Origin of the sequence: Rugamonas apoptosis, from assembly GCF_014042355.1 — a bacterium.
GTDB classification, from domain to species: Bacteria; Pseudomonadota; Gammaproteobacteria; order Burkholderiales; family Burkholderiaceae_D; genus Rugamonas; species Rugamonas apoptosis.
Window position 1 is genome coordinate 385001 of sequence record NZ_JACEZU010000002.1, and the last position, 15930, is coordinate 400930.

Sequence of the window (15930 nt, forward strand, 5' to 3'; positions counted from 1 at the left end):
CGGAGTGGCATTTCCATGATCTGGGTCAAATCATCGCCCGACAGTGTTGTGGTTGGTCGCGGCAATAAAAAAACCGTCACCAGCTTAGCACGGATGACGGTTTTTTTGGAATTTGGTTGCGGGGACAGGATTTGAACCTGTGACCTTCGGGTTATGAGCCCGACGAGCTGCCAGACTGCTCCACCCCGCGTCTGATGTGATCATTATAGGACAGTTCAGCGATTTAGGCAATATCAATCCCGAAATCGCCGCTGATAGGCCATATAAATATCGAGACTGGGCCAGCGGCGCGCCGCCCGGCCCGGTTTTCCCTCTGGCGTGGCCGCCGCGGACATGCCGCGACGGCTGCAATGGGTGTAAAGTAAGCACATCACGACTTGAGCTACCGTCCCATGAAATTTTGTTCCGAATGCGCCCACCCCGTGTCCCTGACCGTGCCGGCCGGCGATAACCGTCCGCGCTATGTCTGCACCCACTGCGCCACCATTCATTACCAGAACCCGAAAATGGTGCTCGGTTCGATTCCCGTGTGGGAGCGCGACGGCCAGACCCAGGTGCTGCTGTGCCGGCGCGCCATCGAACCGCGCTACGGCTATTGGACCCTGCCGGCCGGTTTCATGGAAAACAATGAAACCACTTCCCAGGCCGCCGTGCGCGAAACGGTGGAGGAAGCGGGCGCCAACGTCGAACTGGGCCAGTTGTTCACCTTGCTCAACGTGGCGCGCGTGCACCAGGTCCACATGTTCTACCTGGCCACGCTGCGCGACCTCGATTTCGCGCCCGGCGAGGAAAGCCTGGAAGTGAAGATGTTCACGGAAGCGGAGATCCCTTGGGATGAGCTGGCCTTCCCCACGGTCCGCACCACGCTGGAGCTGTTCTTCGCCGACCGCGCCCGCATGCGCGAAGGCGGCGGCCACGGCTTTTATACCCAGGACGTCGACCGTCCCATGCGCAGCGACGTCTGAGGCGGCCGTGATTCCCTGGCTCGAAGCGCACAGCCCCTTCCCGGACGTGGCCAGCGCCCTCACGACGGACGCGCCCGGCCTGCTGGCGGCCGGCGCCGACCTGTCGCCCCAGCGCTTGCTGGCGGCTTACCAGCGCGGCATCTTCCCCTGGTTTTCCGAAGGCCAGCCCATCCTGTGGTGGAGCACCGACCCGCGCATGGTGCTGATGACGGAACAATTCCGCATCAGCGACAGCCTGAAGAAAACCCTGCGCAAGGTGGAACGCAGCCGCCACACGGATGGCCGCTGGCAGGTGCGCTTCGACAGCGCCTTCGAACAGGTGATGCGGGCCTGCGCCGCGCCCCGCAAGGATGGCCCCGGCACCTGGATCTCGGAAGACATCATCGCCGGCTACACCGGATTGCACCAGCTCGGTTACGCCCACTCGTCCGAGCTGTGGCTGGATGGTAAGCTGGTCGGCGGCGCCTATGGCGTGTGCATCGGCCGCATGTTCTACGGCGAATCCATGTTCGCCCGCGTCAGCGACGGCTCCAAGGTGGCGCTGGCCTATCTGGTGCAATTCCTGCGTAGCCAGGGCGTGGCCATGATCGACTGCCAGCAAGAGACGGGCCACCTGGCCTCGCTGGGCGCCGCGACTATGCCGCGCGCCCGCTTCCTGGCGCATCTGCGCAACAGTATCGCCTTGCCGCCAATTTCCACTTGGGAACCAATTGCGCCCTTGCCGTGCGCCGGTTAAGCTGGACCTGCATGCGCGTGCGCACGCCACGGCGGCCGCGACGCGTTAAGATATGCCTGAACGCACTTCTGTTTTGCCACCGTATCGATAGGACACGTGCATGACGCACCTGAACGACCTGCCTTTCGCGACGCTGCAGTTTTACACCACGGCGCCCTACCCTTGCAGCTACCTCGATGGCCGCCAGGCCCGCTCGCAGGTGGCGACCCCGTCACACCTGATCAACGCCGACGTGTATTCAGAGCTGGTCAAGAACGGCTTCCGCCGCAGCGGCATCTTCACTTACCGCCCGTATTGCGACGGCTGCCAGGCCTGCATCCCCGTGCGCGTGGTGGCCGACCTGTTCACGCCCAGCCGCACCCAGCGCCGCGCCTGGATGCGCCATGGCCAGTTGCGGGCGGCCGTGGCCACGCTGTCGTTCTCGGACGAGCACTACGCGCTCTACCTGCGCTACCAGAGCGCGCGCCACGCCGGTGGCGGCATGGACCAGGACAGCCGCGACCAGTACGCCCAGTTCCTGCTGCAAAGCCGGGTCAACACGCGGCTGGTCGAATTCCGCGATCCGGACGGCACGCTGCGCATGATCAGCATCATCGACATGCTGTCGGACGGCCTGTCGTCCGTGTACACCTTCTTCGACCCGGATGTGGAAGGCGCCTCCTACGGCACCTTCAACGTGCTGTGGCAGATCGAGCAGGCGCGCGAACTGGGCCTGCCCTACGTCTACCTGGGCTACTGGATCGAGGACAGCCCCAAGATGAGCTACAAGATCAACTTCCGGCCGTTGGAAGCGCGCATCCGGGGCCAGTGGGGCGTGTTGCAACCAGGACGCTAACGAACAGTCCCATCTAGGGCTTGCCGGCCGGACACGGTAAAATATCGCACCTCATTCAAAGTGCCCCCATGTCCAACCATTTCCTGTATTCCCTGGCCCGCCCGCTGCTGTTCTCCATGGACCCCGAGTCGGCCCACCACCTGACCCTGCCAGCCCTGAAGCGCGCCGCCGCGCTGGGCTTGACCAAGTGCCTGCCGCAACCGCAGCCCGATCCGCGCACCGTGATGGGCCTCACGTTCAAGAACCCGGTCGGCCTGGCCGCCGGCCTGGACAAGGATGGCGCCTATATCGACGCGCTGGCCGACCTCGGCTTCGGCTCGATCGAAGTGGGCACCGTGACCCCGCGCGCCCAGCCCGGCAATCCCAAGCCGCGCATGTTCCGCCTGCCGGCCGCGCACGCCATCATCAACCGCATGGGCTTCAACAACGGCGGCGTGGACGCCTTCGTGGCCAATGTGCAAGCGTCGCGCTTCTACCAGGACAAGGCCGGCATACTGGGCCTGAACATCGGCAAGAACGCCGACACCCCGATTGAACGGGCGGTCGACGACTACCTGCTGTGCCTGCAAAAAGTCTACCCTTACGCCAGTTACGTGACGGTCAACATTTCCTCGCCCAACACCAAGAATCTGCGCCAGTTGCAAGGCGGCTCGGAACTGGATGGCCTGCTGGCCCAGCTCAAGGACGCCCAGTCGCGCCTGGCCGACCAGCACAAGCGCTACGTGCCGCTGGCCTTGAAGATCGCGCCGGACATGGATGGCGAACAAGTCAAGAACATCGCCGACGCCCTGCTGCGCCACAAGATCGACGGCGTGATCGCCACCAACACCACGCTCAGCCGCACCGCCGTGCAAGGCATGCGCCATGGAGAGGAAGCGGGCGGCCTGTCGGGCGCGCCCGTGTTCGAACTGTCGAACCAGGTGATCCGCCTGCTCAAGGCGGAACTGGGCGACGCCCTGCCCATCATCGGCGTGGGCGGCATCATGAAGGGTGCGGACGCCTGCGCCAAGTTCGACGCCGGCGCCCAGCTGGTGCAACTGTACAGCGGCCTGATCTACGCCGGTCCGGCCCTGGTGCGCGACTGCGCGGCCGCCCTTCGCAAGCGCTAAGCCATGCTCTACACTACTCTCGGTAAGACCGATGTGAAGGTCAGCCGCATCTGCCTCGGCACCATGACCTTTGGCGAGCAGAATACGGAAGCGGACGCGCACAGCCAGCTCGACCTGGCGCTCGAGCGCGGCATCAACTTCATCGACACGGCCGAGATGTACCCCGTGATGCCGCGCGCCGCGACGCAAGGCAGCACGGAGCGCCACATCGGCAGCTGGCTCAGGAAGTCCGGCAAGCGTGACCAGGTGGTGCTGGCCACCAAGGTGGCGGGGCCGAATCCCAATATGCACTGGGTGCGCGGCGGCCGCAACAACCTGGATGCGGCCAACATCCGCGCCGCCATCGACGACAGCCTGCGGCGCCTGCAAACGGACTATATCGATTTATACCAATTGCACTGGCCCAGCCGCAACGTGCCCATCTTCGGCGCCAGCGTGTTCAATCCCGACCAGGAACGCACCCATGTGGCGATCGAGGAAACGCTGGCCGTGCTGGGGCAGTTGCAGCAGGAGGGCAAGATCCGCCACATCGGCGTGTCGAACGAATCGAGCTGGGGCGTGAGCGAGTTCATCAAGCAGTCCGAGCTGAAGGGTTTGCCCCGCATCGCCACCATCCAGAACCTGTACAACCTCACGGCGCGCCATTTCGAAACCAGCCTGCTGGACGAAACCTGCTACCGCGAGCAGGTCAGCCTGCTGGCCTACAGCCCGCTCGCGTTCGGCCAGCTCAGCGCCAAGTACCTCGACGATCCCAAGGCGCACGGCCGCCTGACCATCTTCCCGCCCAACTGGAGCCCGCGCTACCTGCGGCCCGGCGTGCTGGCCGCCGTGGCCCAATACGCGGCGCTGGCGCGCGAGCACGGCATGACGCCCGCGCAGATGGCGCTGGCGTGGTGCTACACGCGCTGGTTCGTGGCCTCCACCATCATCGGCGCCACCAGCCTGGCGCAGCTGGAGGAAAACATCGGCGCGCTGGACGTCAAGCTCACGCCGGACGTCATGGCGCGTATCGACGCGATTCACGCCAGCCTGCCCAATCCGGGCCAGTAAGCGGCCGCGGACCGGGAACCCTAAGCCACCGGGGCCGGCAACCGCCGCGCCTCCGGTCTGGCCACTGCCGCTGACTGCTGCCCCGCCAGCCTGAACACACTCACCGCCTCGGCCAGTTGCTCGGCCTGGTCGCGCATCGATTGCGCGGCCGCCGCCGCTTCCTCCACCAGCGCCGCGTTCTGCTGCGTGACATCGTCGATCTGCACGATGGCCTGGTTGACCTGGGCGATGCCTGAACTCTGCTCCTGGCTGGCCGCGCTGATCTCGGTCATGATGTCGGCCACCTGCCGCACCGCCTTGACGATGCCGTCCATCGTCACACCCGCCTCGTCCACCAGGCGCGCGCCGGTATCCACCGTCTCCACCGAATCCACGATCAAGGCCTTGATCTCCTTGGCCGCCGCCGCCGAGCGTTGCGCCAGGTTGCGCACTTCGCTCGCCACCACCGCGAAGCCGCGCCCCTGCTCGCCCGCGCGGGCCGCTTCCACCGCCGCGTTCAAGGCCAGGATGTTGGTCTGGAATGCGATGCCGTCGATCACCGCGATGATATCGACGATCTTGGTGGAAGACTCCTTGATGGCGCCCATGGTGGCCACCACTTCGCCCACCACCTTGCCGCCCTTGGTGGCGAACTCGGACGCCGATACCACCAGCACCGTGGCCTGGCTGGCGTTCTCGGCATTCTGGGTCACGGTGGAAGTGAGCTCCTCCATCGAGGACGCGGTTTCCTCCAGGCTGGAGGCTTGCTGTTCCGTACGGGACGACAAGTCCAGGTTGCCGCTGGCGATCTCGTTGGAAGCAGTGCTGATGGTGTCGCTGCCGGAACGCACCCGGCCCACGGTGCGCGCCAGGCTGTCGTTCATATTGCCCAGCGCGCGCAACAAACGCCCCGTTTCATCCATGCTGGCCGATTCGATCTTCATGGTGAGGTCGCCGCACGCCACCGCTTCCGCCACGCTCACGGCGCGGCTCAGCGGCCGGGTGATGCTGCGCGTGAGCCAGTAAGCGATAAACACTGCCAGCGCGGCCGCGATCACCGTCAGTGCGATCATCATGGTGCGTGCGCTGGTATAGGCAGTGTGCGCCTCCAGCGCGGCCTTATTGGTGGCCGCGATCTGGTACTTGACCAGCTCCTGCAAGGCATCCAGGTAGGCGGTCTGCTCCTTGCGCACGGTGCTCAGGAGGTAGGCCACATTCTCATCGCGTTTGGTATCGTCGGCCGATTTGGCGACGAAAGCACTCTGCACCACCATGTAACGGTCGCGCGCCGCCAGGACGGCCTTCAGTTTCGCCTTGCTTTCGGCGTCGACATCGTCCTCGATCAGCTTGTTCAGTTTATCGAGGTGGAGGGCGATATCGGCCTTCTTGTCTTCAACCCGCTTGAGCTCTTTCTTCACCGTGTCCGGATCGGTCGACAACATGGCGTTGCGCATGGCGCGCGCGATGTCGTTCACGTTGCCCACCGTCTCATAGGCTTCGATCACCTTGGGCACCTTGTCGGTGGCCAGATCGTCCGTGCCGTCATTCAGCTTGCCCAGATTGCCGATGCCGACCACCGACATGCCGATCATGAAGAGCAGCGACAGACCCAATCCAGCAGCCAGGCGCGTCCCTATCTTCCAGTTTCCGATATCCATTTGACGCTCCTTAAAAAGAGGCTTCAGACGTATGGCAACAACCGTGTTTCAGCATAGCTTGAAAATTTCTGCCCGAGATGGCCTTGCCGCGTCATTGGGCCGCCAACCGGACCCGTGCGCGACGCCCGCGAGGGACGGTATCCATGGCGTCTGGTGCCCTGTTTCGTTTCCACCACAAATCGCCTTTCCTTGACCATGCGACGTCCACGCACGCCGTCCCCGCCGGCAACTTATTTCATTACTGTATATCATTAGTCGAAACGATTCGTGGGCGGCAATTTTGCCCGCTGTTAAGCTTTTTTTTCCACCAATTCCGGAGAGAGCCGCATGCGTTTCCGCCCCCGCCATACCCCCACCCCGCCGGCCGTGCTGGCCACCACCCTGATCGCCACCCTGGGCTTGCCCGCCGCCGCGCAAGAGAGCGCGCCGCTGGAAGGCGAATTGCCGTCCGTCGTGGTGGTCACCGGCACCTATGCCAAGAACCGCCGCACGGTCGATTCCGAATCGCCGATCGACATCATCGGCGCGCGCGAACTGCAAGCGACGGGCTCGACGGAACTGGCCACCGTGCTGGGCCGGCTGCTGCCCTCGGTCAATTTCCCCCGCCCATCCGGCGCCGACGGCAGCGACGCCGTCCGGCCCGCCCAGTTGCGCGGCCTGTCGCCCGACCAGACTTTGGTGCTGGTGAACGGCAAGCGCCGCCATACCTCGGCCGTGGTCAACGTCAACGGCACCCAGGGCCGCGGCTCGGCGCCGGTGGACTTGAACGCCATCCCGCTGTCGGCCATCGACCACATCGAAGTGCTGCGCGACGGCGCCGCCGCCCAGTATGGTTCCGACGCCATCGCCGGCGTGATCAACATCATCCTGAAAAAAGGCCCCACCGGCGGCGATGCCGAACTGGGCTTCGGCGAATACCAGAAGCGCGATGGCAAGCAAGTGTCGCTGAAAGGCTCGACCGGCTTCGCGCTGGGCGACAGCGGCTGGCTGCGGCTGGCCGTCGAAGCGGCCGACCGCGATCCCACCAACCGCGCCGGTCCCGACCTGCGCAACGTCAAGGACCCGCGCTACGGCCAGGTCAACCAGCGTTACGGCGATCCGGAAACCCGGCCCCGCACCGTGTTCGTCAACAGCCAGGTCACCATCAACGACGACCTGGAGTGGTACGCCTTTGCCAACTACGGCCAGCGCGACACCTCGGCCGCCGCCACCTGGCGCACCTTCGGACGCTCACCCATTTATCCGGAAGGTTTCCTGCCACTGGAAAACAGCAGTTCCACTGACCAGTCGCTGGTGACGGGCTTGCGCGGCGAGGCGGGCGGTTGGCGCTGGGATGCCAGCTTCAACTACGGCAACAATGAATTCCAGCTCGACCTGGACCACACCGTCAACCTCGATTTGTTCGCCAACAGCCCCACGCATTTCTATGCAGGCAAGCTGGAGAACACGCAAACGCTGCTGAACCTGGACGTGGCGCGCGAATTTCCCGTGGCCGCCTTCAGCGGTCCGCTGACGGTGGCGCTGGGCGCGGAAGCGCGGCATGAAAAATACGAGATCGGCGCCGGCGACCCGGCGTCCTACCAGGGCAGCGGTTCGCAAGGCTTTTCCGGCTTCCGTCCCGTCAACGCGGGCAGCAACAGCCGCCACAACGAATCGCTGTACCTGAACCTGGAAGCGGAAATCAGCCGCCGCTTCTCCGGCTCGGCCGCGCTGCGCCATGAACGCTACAGCGATTTCGGCAGCACCACCTCCGCCAAGGGCTCGACCCGCTACGCAGTCAACGACGCCGTCTCCGTGCGCGCCACGGCCTCGTCGGGCTTCCGTGCACCGTCGCTGGCGCAGCAGTTCTACACCATCACCACCACCAACTTCTCCGTCATCAACGGCGTCAACACGCCGATCGAAACGGGCACCTTCGCCGTCGGCAGCGCGGCCGCCACGGTGCTGGGCGCCACCCAGCTCAAGGCCGAGAAGGCGCGCAACTATAGCCTGGGCCTGCAAGTACAGCCGACCAGCAACTGGAACGCCACCATCGACGCCTACCGCATCGACGTGGACGACCGCATCGCGCTCTCTTCCAACATGACGCTGTCGGACACGCTCAAGCGCTCGCTGGCCGCGCAAGGCATCCCGGTGGGCGCGGGCCGCTACTTCACCAACGCCATCGACACCCGCACCACGGGCGTGGATGTGGTGAGCACCTATCGCTGGAACCTGGCGCTGGTGGGCCGCTTCGACTTCACGCTGGGCTACAACCACAACAAGAACACGGTGGAGCGGGTGGCGCCCAATCCCGCTCTGCTGACGGCCAACGGCTTGACCCTGATCGACCGCCAGACCACCAACCGCATGACGGTCGGTTCGCCGCGCGACAAGTTCAGCCTGGCCACCGAGTACACGGCCGGCCCATGGAACGGGCGCGCCACCGTGACCCGCTACGGCAGCTTCACCGTGCCGCAGAACAATCCCACGCTGGACCAGGTGTACGCCCCGCAATGGGTGCTGGACCTGGCCGCCAGCGTCAAGCTGGGCGACCGCTGGAAGCTGACGGCCGGCATCGACAACGCCACCAACCGCTATCCGGACCAGGTGACGTCAGCCGGTAACCTCAACAACAACGGCATCAATCCCTACAGCGTCTTCGCGCCGAACGGCTTCAACGGCCGGTTCTACTACGCGAAAGCCGGCTACAGCTGGTAATTGGCCATGTCAAAAAGCCCATGGCGTTGTTGTCGCTGCGCCTCGCCATGGTCAATTTGAGACAGCTAAAAAAAATGGATCAGGCGGCGGCGGCGCCCAGTGCGGCGTCGATTTCCGCCCGGGTCAGCCCGGGTGCGAACTGCTGGATGAAGTCATAGGCGTAGCAGCGCAGGTAAGCGCCGCGCCGCACGGCCAGGCGGGTGGTGTTGGTGGCGAACAAATGGGAGGCTTCCACGGCGCGCAAACCTTGATCGCGCCCATGGTCGAACGCCATCGAAGCCACGATGCCCACGCCCAATCCCAGCGACACGTACTGCTTGATCACGTCCGAATCCATGGCCGTCAGCACGATGTCCGGTTGCAGGCCGGCCTGGGTGAAGGCGGCGTCGATGTGGCCGCGGCCCGTGAAGCCCTGGTCGTAGGTGATCAGGGGCACGTCGGCCAGATCCTCCAGCCGGATCGGGGTGCGCGTGAGCAGCGGGTGGCCATCCGGCACCACGATCAAATGGCTCCAGCGGTAGCACGGGAACGACACCAGTTCCGGATATTGCGACAAGCCCTCGGTAGCGATGCCGATATCCGTCTTGCCCGACAACACCCACTCCGCGATATGCTCCGGCGCGCTTTGCTGCAGGCCGATACGCACTTCCGGGTACGCCGTGCGGAACGACTGCACCACGCGCGGCAGCGCGTAACGGGCCTGGGTGTGGGTGGCCGCCACGTTCAGCGTGCCGCTGCGCTGGCCCGCGTATTCCAGGCTGGCCTGCTGCAGGTTTTCCGCCTCCACCAGCAAGCGGTCAATGATCTTCAGGATGCCTTTGCCCGGCTCCGTCATGCCCGTCAAACGCTTGCCGTTGCGCTCGAAAATGATCACGCCCAGCTCATCCTCCAGCTCGCGGATCTGGCGGCTCACGCCCGGTTGCGACGTGAACAGGGCGTTGGCCACTTCCGTCAGGTTGTAGCCGCGCCGGGCCGCCTCGCGCACGGAGCGCAATTGTTGAAAATTCATATCAAACTCCTTGATTCACAAAAACCTGCAAGCGCCGGGGCCGCACCACCAGCGTTTCGCCTTCCTGCAGCCGCAGCTGGCGAAAATGCTCGTGCGGCAGCACGGCTTCAATCAGTTCAGCGTTGTCGCCCCGCTCCAGGTCCAGCTGGGCCAGCGGGCCGACCGCATGCGCGCGGCGCAGCTTGACGACGATGCCGGGCGCGCCCGGCGTGTAGCGTTCGATATCGAGCTCGTGCGGACGGACATAGGCCGTGCCATGGCCGTCGGCCCCGCCATGGCCGACCACGGCCAGGTTGGCCTCGCCGGTGGCCAGGAAGCCATCCTCCACGCGCCCGTGGAACGTATTCACATTGCCCAGGAAGCTGAACACGAATGGCGAGGCCGGATGGTTGTACACCTGCTCCGGCGCGCCCGTCTGCTCCACCTGGCCCTTGTTCATCAACACCACCTGGTCGGCCACTTCCAGCGCCTCCTCCTGGTCGTGGGTGACGAAGATGCTAGTCACATGCAACTCGTCGTGCAGGCGGCGCAACCAGCGCCGCAATTCCTTGCGCACCTTCGCGTCCAGCGCGCCGAACGGTTCATCGAGCAGCAGCACGCGCGGTTCCACGGCCAGCGCGCGGGCCAGTGCGATCCGCTGGCGCTGCCCGCCCGACAACTGGGGCGGGTAACGGTCGGCCAGCCAGTCCAGCTGCACCAGTTCCAGCAAGGCCTTGACCTTGTTGCGGATCTGATGTTCGGTGGGGCGCTGGTCGCGCGGCTTGACACGCAGCCCGAAGGCCACGTTTTCGAACACGGTCATGTGCTTGAACAGCGCGTAATGCTGGAACACGAAACCGACCTGGCGCTCGCGCACATGGCGGGCCGAGGCGTCCTCGCCGTCCAGCAGCACCTGGCCGCTGTCGGGATGTTCCAGGCCGGCGATGATGCGCAGCAGCGTGGTCTTGCCGCAGCCCGATGGGCCCAGCAGCGCCGTCAGTTCGCCGGCGGGAAAATCGAGCGAGACGTCGTTCAGGGCCGTGAACGCGCCGAACTGCTTGTGGATATGCTTGACTGCTATCGTCATGATCAGTGCTCCTGGGAAGATGTGTGGTCGGCGCTCGCGGTGAGGCGCCAGGCGATGAACGATTTCAGGGCCAGCGTCACCAGCGCCAGCAAGGCCAGCAGCGACGCCACGGCGAACGCGGCGGCGAAGTTGTACTCGTTGTACAGAATCTCCACCTGCAAGGGCATGGTGTTGGTTTCGCCCCGGATGTGGCCGGACACCACCGACACGGCGCCGAACTCGCCCATGGCGCGGGCATTGCACAGGATCACCCCGTACAGCAGCCCCCACTTGATATTGGGCAGCGTGACGCGGCGGAAGGTTTGCCAGCCCGACGCGCCCAGCACGATGGCGGCCTCCTCCTCCTCGCTGCCCTGGGCCTGCATCAGCGGGATCAGTTCGCGTGCCACGAACGGGAAGGTGACGAAGATGGTGGCCAGCACGATACCCGGCACGGCGAACAGCAGCTTGATGTCATGCGCCTGCAGCCACGGCCCGAACCAGCCCTGGGCGCCGAACAGCAGCACATAGATCAGGCCGGAAATGACGGGCGAGACGGAGAACGGTAAATCGATCAGCGTCAGCAGCAAGCTCTTGCCGCGGAAGTTGAACTTGGCGATGCACCACGAGGCGGCCACGCCGAACACCACGTTAAGCGGCACGGCGATGACAGCCGTGAGCAAGGTCAGGCGGATGGCGGCCAGCGCGTCGTCCTCGCTGATGGCGTCCAGGTAGGCGTGCCAGCCCTTGCTGAACGCTTCGGCGAACACGGCCGCCAGCGGCACGAACAGGAACAGCGTCAGGAAGCCGAACGCCACGGCCAGCAACAGGGCACGCACCCAGCGCGGTTCCAGCGTCGCCTCCGGCGCGCGCGTGGCGGAGGACGACAACTGCGCGGACGGCGCGCCTGGCGCGGCGGATGGCAGGTTTGTAAACACGGCACTCATCGTACTTTCCCTCCATTGCCGCGCGCCCACGCTTGCAGCAGGTTAATCGACAGCAGCATCAGGAACGAGGCCGCCAGCATCACGACAGCGATGGCGGTGGCGCCCGCGTAGTCGTATTGTTCCAGCTTGGTGATGATGAACAGCGGCGTGATCTCGGACACCATCGGCATATTGCCGGCGATGAAAATCACGGAACCGTATTCACCGGTGGCGCGCGCGAACGCCAGCGCGAATCCCGTCAGCAAGGATGGCAAGATGGCCGGAAACACCACCCGCCCGAAGGTCTGCAGCGCGCTGGCGCCCAGGCTGGCGGCGGCCTCCTCCAATTCGCGTTCTGCCTCTTCCAGCACCGGTTGCACGGTGCGCACCACGAATGGCAGGCCGATGAAGGTCAGGGCCACCACCACGCCCAACGGCGTGAACGCCACCTTCCAGCCCAGCATGCCTTCCAGCACGCGGCCGAACCAGCCGTTGGCCGAGTACAGAGCCGTCAGCGTGATGCCGGCCACGGCGGTGGGCAGCGCGAACGGCAGATCGACCAACGCGTCCACCAGGCGCTTGCCGGGAAATTCATAGCGCACCAGCACCCAGGCCACGATGCCGCCGAACACCACGTTGAGCGCGCCGGCGATCAAGGCCGCGCCGAAAGTGAGCCGGTACGACGCCAGCACGCGCGGCGAGCTGACGGCGGCCCAGAAGCCGTCCCAGCTGAGCGTGAACGTTTTCAGGAACACGGCCGACAGCGGAATCAGCACGATCAGCGTCAGATAGAAAACCGTGAAACCCAGCGATAAGCGAAAACCTGGCAGCACCCGGTACGGTGCGGCCGTTGCGGCGAGTGTCGCAGACATGATGCCCCCTTAATTACAAATTCATCTAAAGAGGCTAAATACTCTCATCGTTCGAACATATAACAAACGAAGCATTTGGCATGTCGATAGTTGTTTCCGCTATAAGGTGGGCGCTGAGCTGGACGCTAAGCTGGACACCGTCCGCGCAGGGTTCACGCCATAAAGGCAACGGCCCGGCGCCGCACGTAGCGGGCCGGGCCGGAAGCGCCGGCGGACCGGCGATGCGCATCCTGCGCACAAATTCAGGAAATCAGTTTGGCGGCCACGCTGACCAGGGTGAAGGCCAGCAGCCCGCGCAGCACCCGCTCAGGCACGGCGCGCGCCGCGTAGGCGCCCAGCGTGATGCCGGGCACGGAGCCGACCAACAGGGTCAGCAGCAATTCCCAGTTGATGGAGCCGAGCCACCAGTGGCCAACGGCGGCGATGGCCGTCAGCGGCACGGCGTAGGCGATGTCGGTGCCGGCCACTTCGGCCGCCGTCAGGCGTGGGTACAGCATCACCAGCAGCGTGGCGCCGATGGCGCCGGCGCCGATGGAGGAAATGGTGACCAGCGTGCCCAGCAAGGCGCCGGAAGCGATGGTGGCCGCCGTCAACGCCCCGCCCTGCAACTGATACTCGGGATGGGTGTTGATCCAGGCCAGCATCTTACGCTTGAACAGCAACGCGACCACGGTCAGCATGACGGAGACGGCGATCACGTAGCGGATCACCTGGCCAATTTCCTTGTCCAGCACGCCGAACTGCTTGAGCGCCAGGCTGGCCAGCACGGCCGCCGGCAAGGCGCCGATGCACAGGCGGCGCACGATGGGCCAGCGCACAGTGCCGCGCATGCGGTGCGTGAACGTGCCCACGCCCTTGGTCAGCGACGCGAACGCCAGATCAGTGCCCACCGCGATCGACGGCGATACGCCGAACATCAGCGTCAACAGCGGCGTCATCAACGAACCGCCGCCCACGCCCGTCATACCGACCAGCAGGCCCACCGCAAATCCCGAAATTACAAACGACAAGGTCATACCATCCCCCTAGAGTAAGCGTCAGGGTAATGACTCCAGCCGAAAAACCAAAGGACGAAGTTCCTATTTGCTTATGCCATATCGACATAGGCGCGCCATGGGCAAGGTCCCGCGTCCCCGGTCGCCGCTACTTATTCGGTTGCGGCGTGAGGCGCAGATAGGGGCGTTCCGCCTTGTAGCCTTTGGGATATTTTTGCTTGATCAGGTCGGGATCCTGCACCGTCAGCGGGATGATGACATCGTCGCCATCCTTCCAGTTGCCCGGCGTGGCCACGGTGTGGCTGTCGGTCAGTTGCAGGGCATCGATCACGCGCAACACCTCGTCGAAATTGCGGCCCGTGCTCATCGGATAGGTGATGGACAGGCGCACTTTCTTGGCCGGGTCGATCACGAACAGGGTGCGCACGGTGGCCGTGACCGAGGCGTTGGGGTGGATCATGTCGTACAGTTCAGACACTTTGCGGTCCACGTCGGCGATGATGGGGAAGCCCACCACCGTGTGCTGGGTTTCCTCGATGTCGGCGATCCATTCGCGGTGGGCGTCGGCCGGGTCCACCGACAAGGCGATGGCTTTCACGTTGCGCTTGTCGAATTCGGGCTTGAGCTTGGCCGTCAGGCCCAGTTCCGTGGTGCACACCGGCGTGAAGTCGGCCGGATGGGAAAACAGGACCACCCAGGAATTGCCGGCCCACTCGTGGAAGTGGATCGGGCCGATGGTGGAGTCCTGCGTGAAGTCAGGCGCGGTATCGCCCAGGCGTATGGTCATGGTGTCCTCCTGTCAGATGGTAGCGGTGGCGAGCAGCACATTGTGCGCCTTTTCTATTCAAATTAGCAACACAATTGCATGCTGCAAGGGGCTGTTTCCCCCCTGTTTTGGATTGATGCAAAACAAAGAAATGGCCGGCGGCCAGAGGCTGCCGGCGCGCGCCGTTCACTTGCCGGGCTGGTAAATCTGGTCGAACACGCCACCGTCCGCGAAATGCGTCTTGTGCGCCGTGCTCCAGTCGCCGGCCACCTGGGCCAGGGTGAACAGTTTGACGTTGGGGAACTGCGCCGCGTATTTCTTCGCCGCCTTGTCCTGCACGGGGCGGTAGTAATTCTTGGCGATCAACTCCTGCCCTTCATCAGTGTAGAGGAATTGCAGATAGGCCTGCGCCACCTTGCGCGTGCCGTGGCGCTCGGCCACCTTGTCCACCACGGCCACCGGCGGCTCGGCCAGGATGGACGACGACGGCGCCACCACTTCCACCTTGTTCGGCCCCAGTTCCTTGATGGCCAGCAAGGCTTCGTTCTCCCACGCGATCAGCACATCGCCGATGCCCCGCTCCACGAAGGTGGTGGTGGCGCCGCGGGCGCCGGAATCGAGCACCGGCACGTTCTGGTACAACTTTTTCAGGAAGGCGCGGGCGCTGGCATCATTGCCGCCCGGCTGGCGCAGGGCGTAGCCATAGGCGGCCAGGTGGTTCCAGCGCGCGCCACCAGAGGTTTTCGGGTTGGGCGTGATGACGGCCACACCCGGCTTGACCAGGTCGTTCCAGTCGCGGATGCCCTTGGGATTGCCCTTGCGCACCAGGAACACGATGGTGGAGGTGTAGGGCGCGCTGTTGTGCGGCAAGCGTTGCTGCCAGTCGGCCGGCAACAGATTGTGCGCCGCGACGGCGTCGATATCGTAGGCCAGCGCCAGCGTCACCACGTCCGCCTCCAGGCCATCGATGACGGCCCTGCCCTGCTTGCCCGAGCCACCGTGGGACTGGCGGATCTTGACCGTGTCGCCGCTGCTGGCTTTCCAGCTTTTGGCGAACGCCGCGTTGATATCCTGGTACAACTCGCGGGTGGGGTCGTAGGAGACGTTCAGCAGGGAAACGTCAGCCGCCATGGCGGTGGCGGCCGGCAGGAAGGCGGAGGCGGCCAGTACGGCCGCGGCGAGGAAGTTCTTGGTCAGCATCGGTATTCCTTGTGGTTGAAACGTCAGGAACACCAGCGTAAGACGCGGCACTAATAAACAGAAGGAATCATTTCGACGTTTTATA

14 protein-coding genes and 1 tRNA gene are annotated in these 15930 nt (G+C 64.6%); 6 read left to right on the forward strand and 9 right to left on the reverse strand.

The genetic code is table 11. The features are described from left to right. Positions 1-113 precede the first annotated feature (113 nt). Positions 114-190, reverse strand: a tRNA-Met gene (locus H3H39_RS05420). Positions 191-392: 202 nt separating this feature from the next. On the opposite strand from H3H39_RS05420, the gene H3H39_RS05425 reads away from it, so the two are divergent. From H3H39_RS05425 to H3H39_RS05445, 5 genes are all read left to right on the forward strand, one after another. Continuing rightward, positions 393-965: an NUDIX hydrolase gene (locus H3H39_RS05425; RefSeq protein ID WP_182152299.1), complete on the forward strand. Its 573-nt coding sequence runs from the start codon at positions 393-395 to the stop codon at positions 963-965. Positions 966-972: 7 nt separating this feature from the next. Continuing rightward, on the forward strand, positions 973-1701 hold the full coding sequence (gene aat / locus H3H39_RS05430; RefSeq protein ID WP_182152301.1) for a leucyl/phenylalanyl-tRNA--protein transferase: 729 nt from the start codon (positions 973-975) through the stop codon (positions 1699-1701). Between the two features lie 100 nt (positions 1702-1801). Continuing rightward, on the forward strand, positions 1802-2536 hold the full coding sequence (locus H3H39_RS05435) for an arginyltransferase (RefSeq protein ID WP_182152303.1): 735 nt from the start codon (positions 1802-1804) through the stop codon (positions 2534-2536). A gap of 68 nt (positions 2537-2604) precedes the next feature. Next, positions 2605-3645, forward strand: coding sequence for a quinone-dependent dihydroorotate dehydrogenase (locus H3H39_RS05440; RefSeq protein ID WP_182152305.1), 1041 nt, complete (start codon positions 2605-2607; stop codon positions 3643-3645). A gap of 3 nt (positions 3646-3648) precedes the next feature. After that, positions 3649-4695: an aldo/keto reductase gene (locus H3H39_RS05445; RefSeq protein WP_182152307.1), complete on the forward strand. Its 1047-nt coding sequence runs from the start codon at positions 3649-3651 to the stop codon at positions 4693-4695. 20 nt (positions 4696-4715) lie between these two features. Here the strand turns inward: H3H39_RS05445 and H3H39_RS05450 are convergent, their stop codons facing one another. After that, on the reverse strand, positions 4716-6332 hold the full coding sequence (locus H3H39_RS05450; RefSeq protein WP_182152309.1) for a methyl-accepting chemotaxis protein: 1617 nt from the start codon (positions 6330-6332) through the stop codon (positions 4716-4718). Positions 6333-6659: 327 nt separating this feature from the next. On the opposite strand from H3H39_RS05450, the gene H3H39_RS05455 reads away from it, so the two are divergent. Further along, positions 6660-9032: a TonB-dependent receptor plug domain-containing protein gene (locus tag H3H39_RS05455; RefSeq protein WP_182152311.1), complete on the forward strand. Its 2373-nt coding sequence runs from the start codon at positions 6660-6662 to the stop codon at positions 9030-9032. A 79-nt stretch (positions 9033-9111) separates the two neighbouring features. On the opposite strand, the gene H3H39_RS05460 is transcribed toward H3H39_RS05455, so the two are convergent. The 7 genes from H3H39_RS05460 to H3H39_RS05490 all read right to left on the reverse strand — a co-directional run bounded on the left by H3H39_RS05460 (position 9112) and on the right by H3H39_RS05490 (position 15845). After that, positions 9112-10041: a CysB family HTH-type transcriptional regulator gene (locus tag H3H39_RS05460; RefSeq protein ID WP_182152312.1), complete on the reverse strand. Its 930-nt coding sequence runs from the start codon at positions 10039-10041 to the stop codon at positions 9112-9114. Position 10042: 1 nt separating this feature from the next. Further along, complete coding sequence (locus tag H3H39_RS05465) at positions 10043-11107, reverse strand: sulfate/molybdate ABC transporter ATP-binding protein (protein WP_182152314.1); 1065 nt, start codon at positions 11105-11107, stop codon at positions 10043-10045. 2 nt (positions 11108-11109) lie between these two features. Further along, positions 11110-12033: a sulfate ABC transporter permease subunit CysW gene (gene cysW, locus H3H39_RS05470; protein ID WP_229217877.1), complete on the reverse strand. Its 924-nt coding sequence runs from the start codon at positions 12031-12033 to the stop codon at positions 11110-11112. Next, positions 12030-12884: a sulfate ABC transporter permease subunit CysT gene (cysT, locus tag H3H39_RS05475; protein WP_182152316.1), complete on the reverse strand. Its 855-nt coding sequence runs from the start codon at positions 12882-12884 to the stop codon at positions 12030-12032. Before cysT ends, cysW begins: the two co-directional genes overlap by 4 nt. A 242-nt stretch (positions 12885-13126) precedes the next feature. Beyond that, positions 13127-13900, reverse strand: a complete 774-nt coding sequence (locus tag H3H39_RS05480) for a sulfite exporter TauE/SafE family protein (RefSeq protein WP_182152318.1) — start codon at positions 13898-13900, stop codon at positions 13127-13129. Positions 13901-14027: 127 nt separating this feature from the next. After that, positions 14028-14666, reverse strand: coding sequence for a peroxiredoxin (locus tag H3H39_RS05485; RefSeq protein WP_182152320.1), 639 nt, complete (start codon positions 14664-14666; stop codon positions 14028-14030). A 165-nt stretch (positions 14667-14831) separates the two neighbouring features. Continuing rightward, a complete protein-coding gene (locus H3H39_RS05490; RefSeq protein WP_182152321.1) occupies positions 14832-15845 on the reverse strand; it encodes a sulfate ABC transporter substrate-binding protein in 1014 nt (337 codons plus the stop codon). Between the last annotated feature and the right edge of the window lie 85 nt (positions 15846-15930).

Excerpts from the sequence above, each read along its gene's own strand:
- cysT (WP_182152316.1), bottom strand. The coding sequence starts at position 12,884 with ATGTCTGCGACACTCGCCGCAACGGCCGCACCGTACCGGGTGCTGCCA.
- H3H39_RS05435 (WP_182152303.1), top strand. The coding sequence starts at position 1,802 with ATGACGCACCTGAACGACCTGCCTTTCGCGACGCTGCAGTTTTACACC.
- H3H39_RS05440 (WP_182152305.1), top strand. The coding sequence starts at position 2,605 with ATGTCCAACCATTTCCTGTATTCCCTGGCCCGCCCGCTGCTGTTCTCC.
- cysW (WP_229217877.1), bottom strand. The coding sequence starts at position 12,033 with ATGAGTGCCGTGTTTACAAACCTGCCATCCGCCGCGCCAGGCGCGCCG.
- H3H39_RS05480 (WP_182152318.1), bottom strand. The coding sequence starts at position 13,900 with ATGACCTTGTCGTTTGTAATTTCGGGATTTGCGGTGGGCCTGCTGGTC.
- H3H39_RS05485 (WP_182152320.1), bottom strand. The coding sequence starts at position 14,666 with ATGACCATACGCCTGGGCGATACCGCGCCTGACTTCACGCAGGACTCC.
- H3H39_RS05425 (WP_182152299.1), top strand. The coding sequence starts at position 393 with ATGAAATTTTGTTCCGAATGCGCCCACCCCGTGTCCCTGACCGTGCCG.
- H3H39_RS05445 (WP_182152307.1), top strand. The coding sequence starts at position 3,649 with ATGCTCTACACTACTCTCGGTAAGACCGATGTGAAGGTCAGCCGCATC.
- H3H39_RS05450 (WP_182152309.1), bottom strand. The coding sequence starts at position 6,332 with ATGGATATCGGAAACTGGAAGATAGGGACGCGCCTGGCTGCTGGATTG.
- H3H39_RS05490 (WP_182152321.1), bottom strand. The coding sequence starts at position 15,845 with ATGCTGACCAAGAACTTCCTCGCCGCGGCCGTACTGGCCGCCTCCGCC.
- H3H39_RS05460 (WP_182152312.1), bottom strand. The coding sequence starts at position 10,041 with ATGAATTTTCAACAATTGCGCTCCGTGCGCGAGGCGGCCCGGCGCGGC.
- H3H39_RS05455 (WP_182152311.1), top strand. The coding sequence starts at position 6,660 with ATGCGTTTCCGCCCCCGCCATACCCCCACCCCGCCGGCCGTGCTGGCC.
- H3H39_RS05465 (WP_182152314.1), bottom strand. The coding sequence starts at position 11,107 with ATGACGATAGCAGTCAAGCATATCCACAAGCAGTTCGGCGCGTTCACG.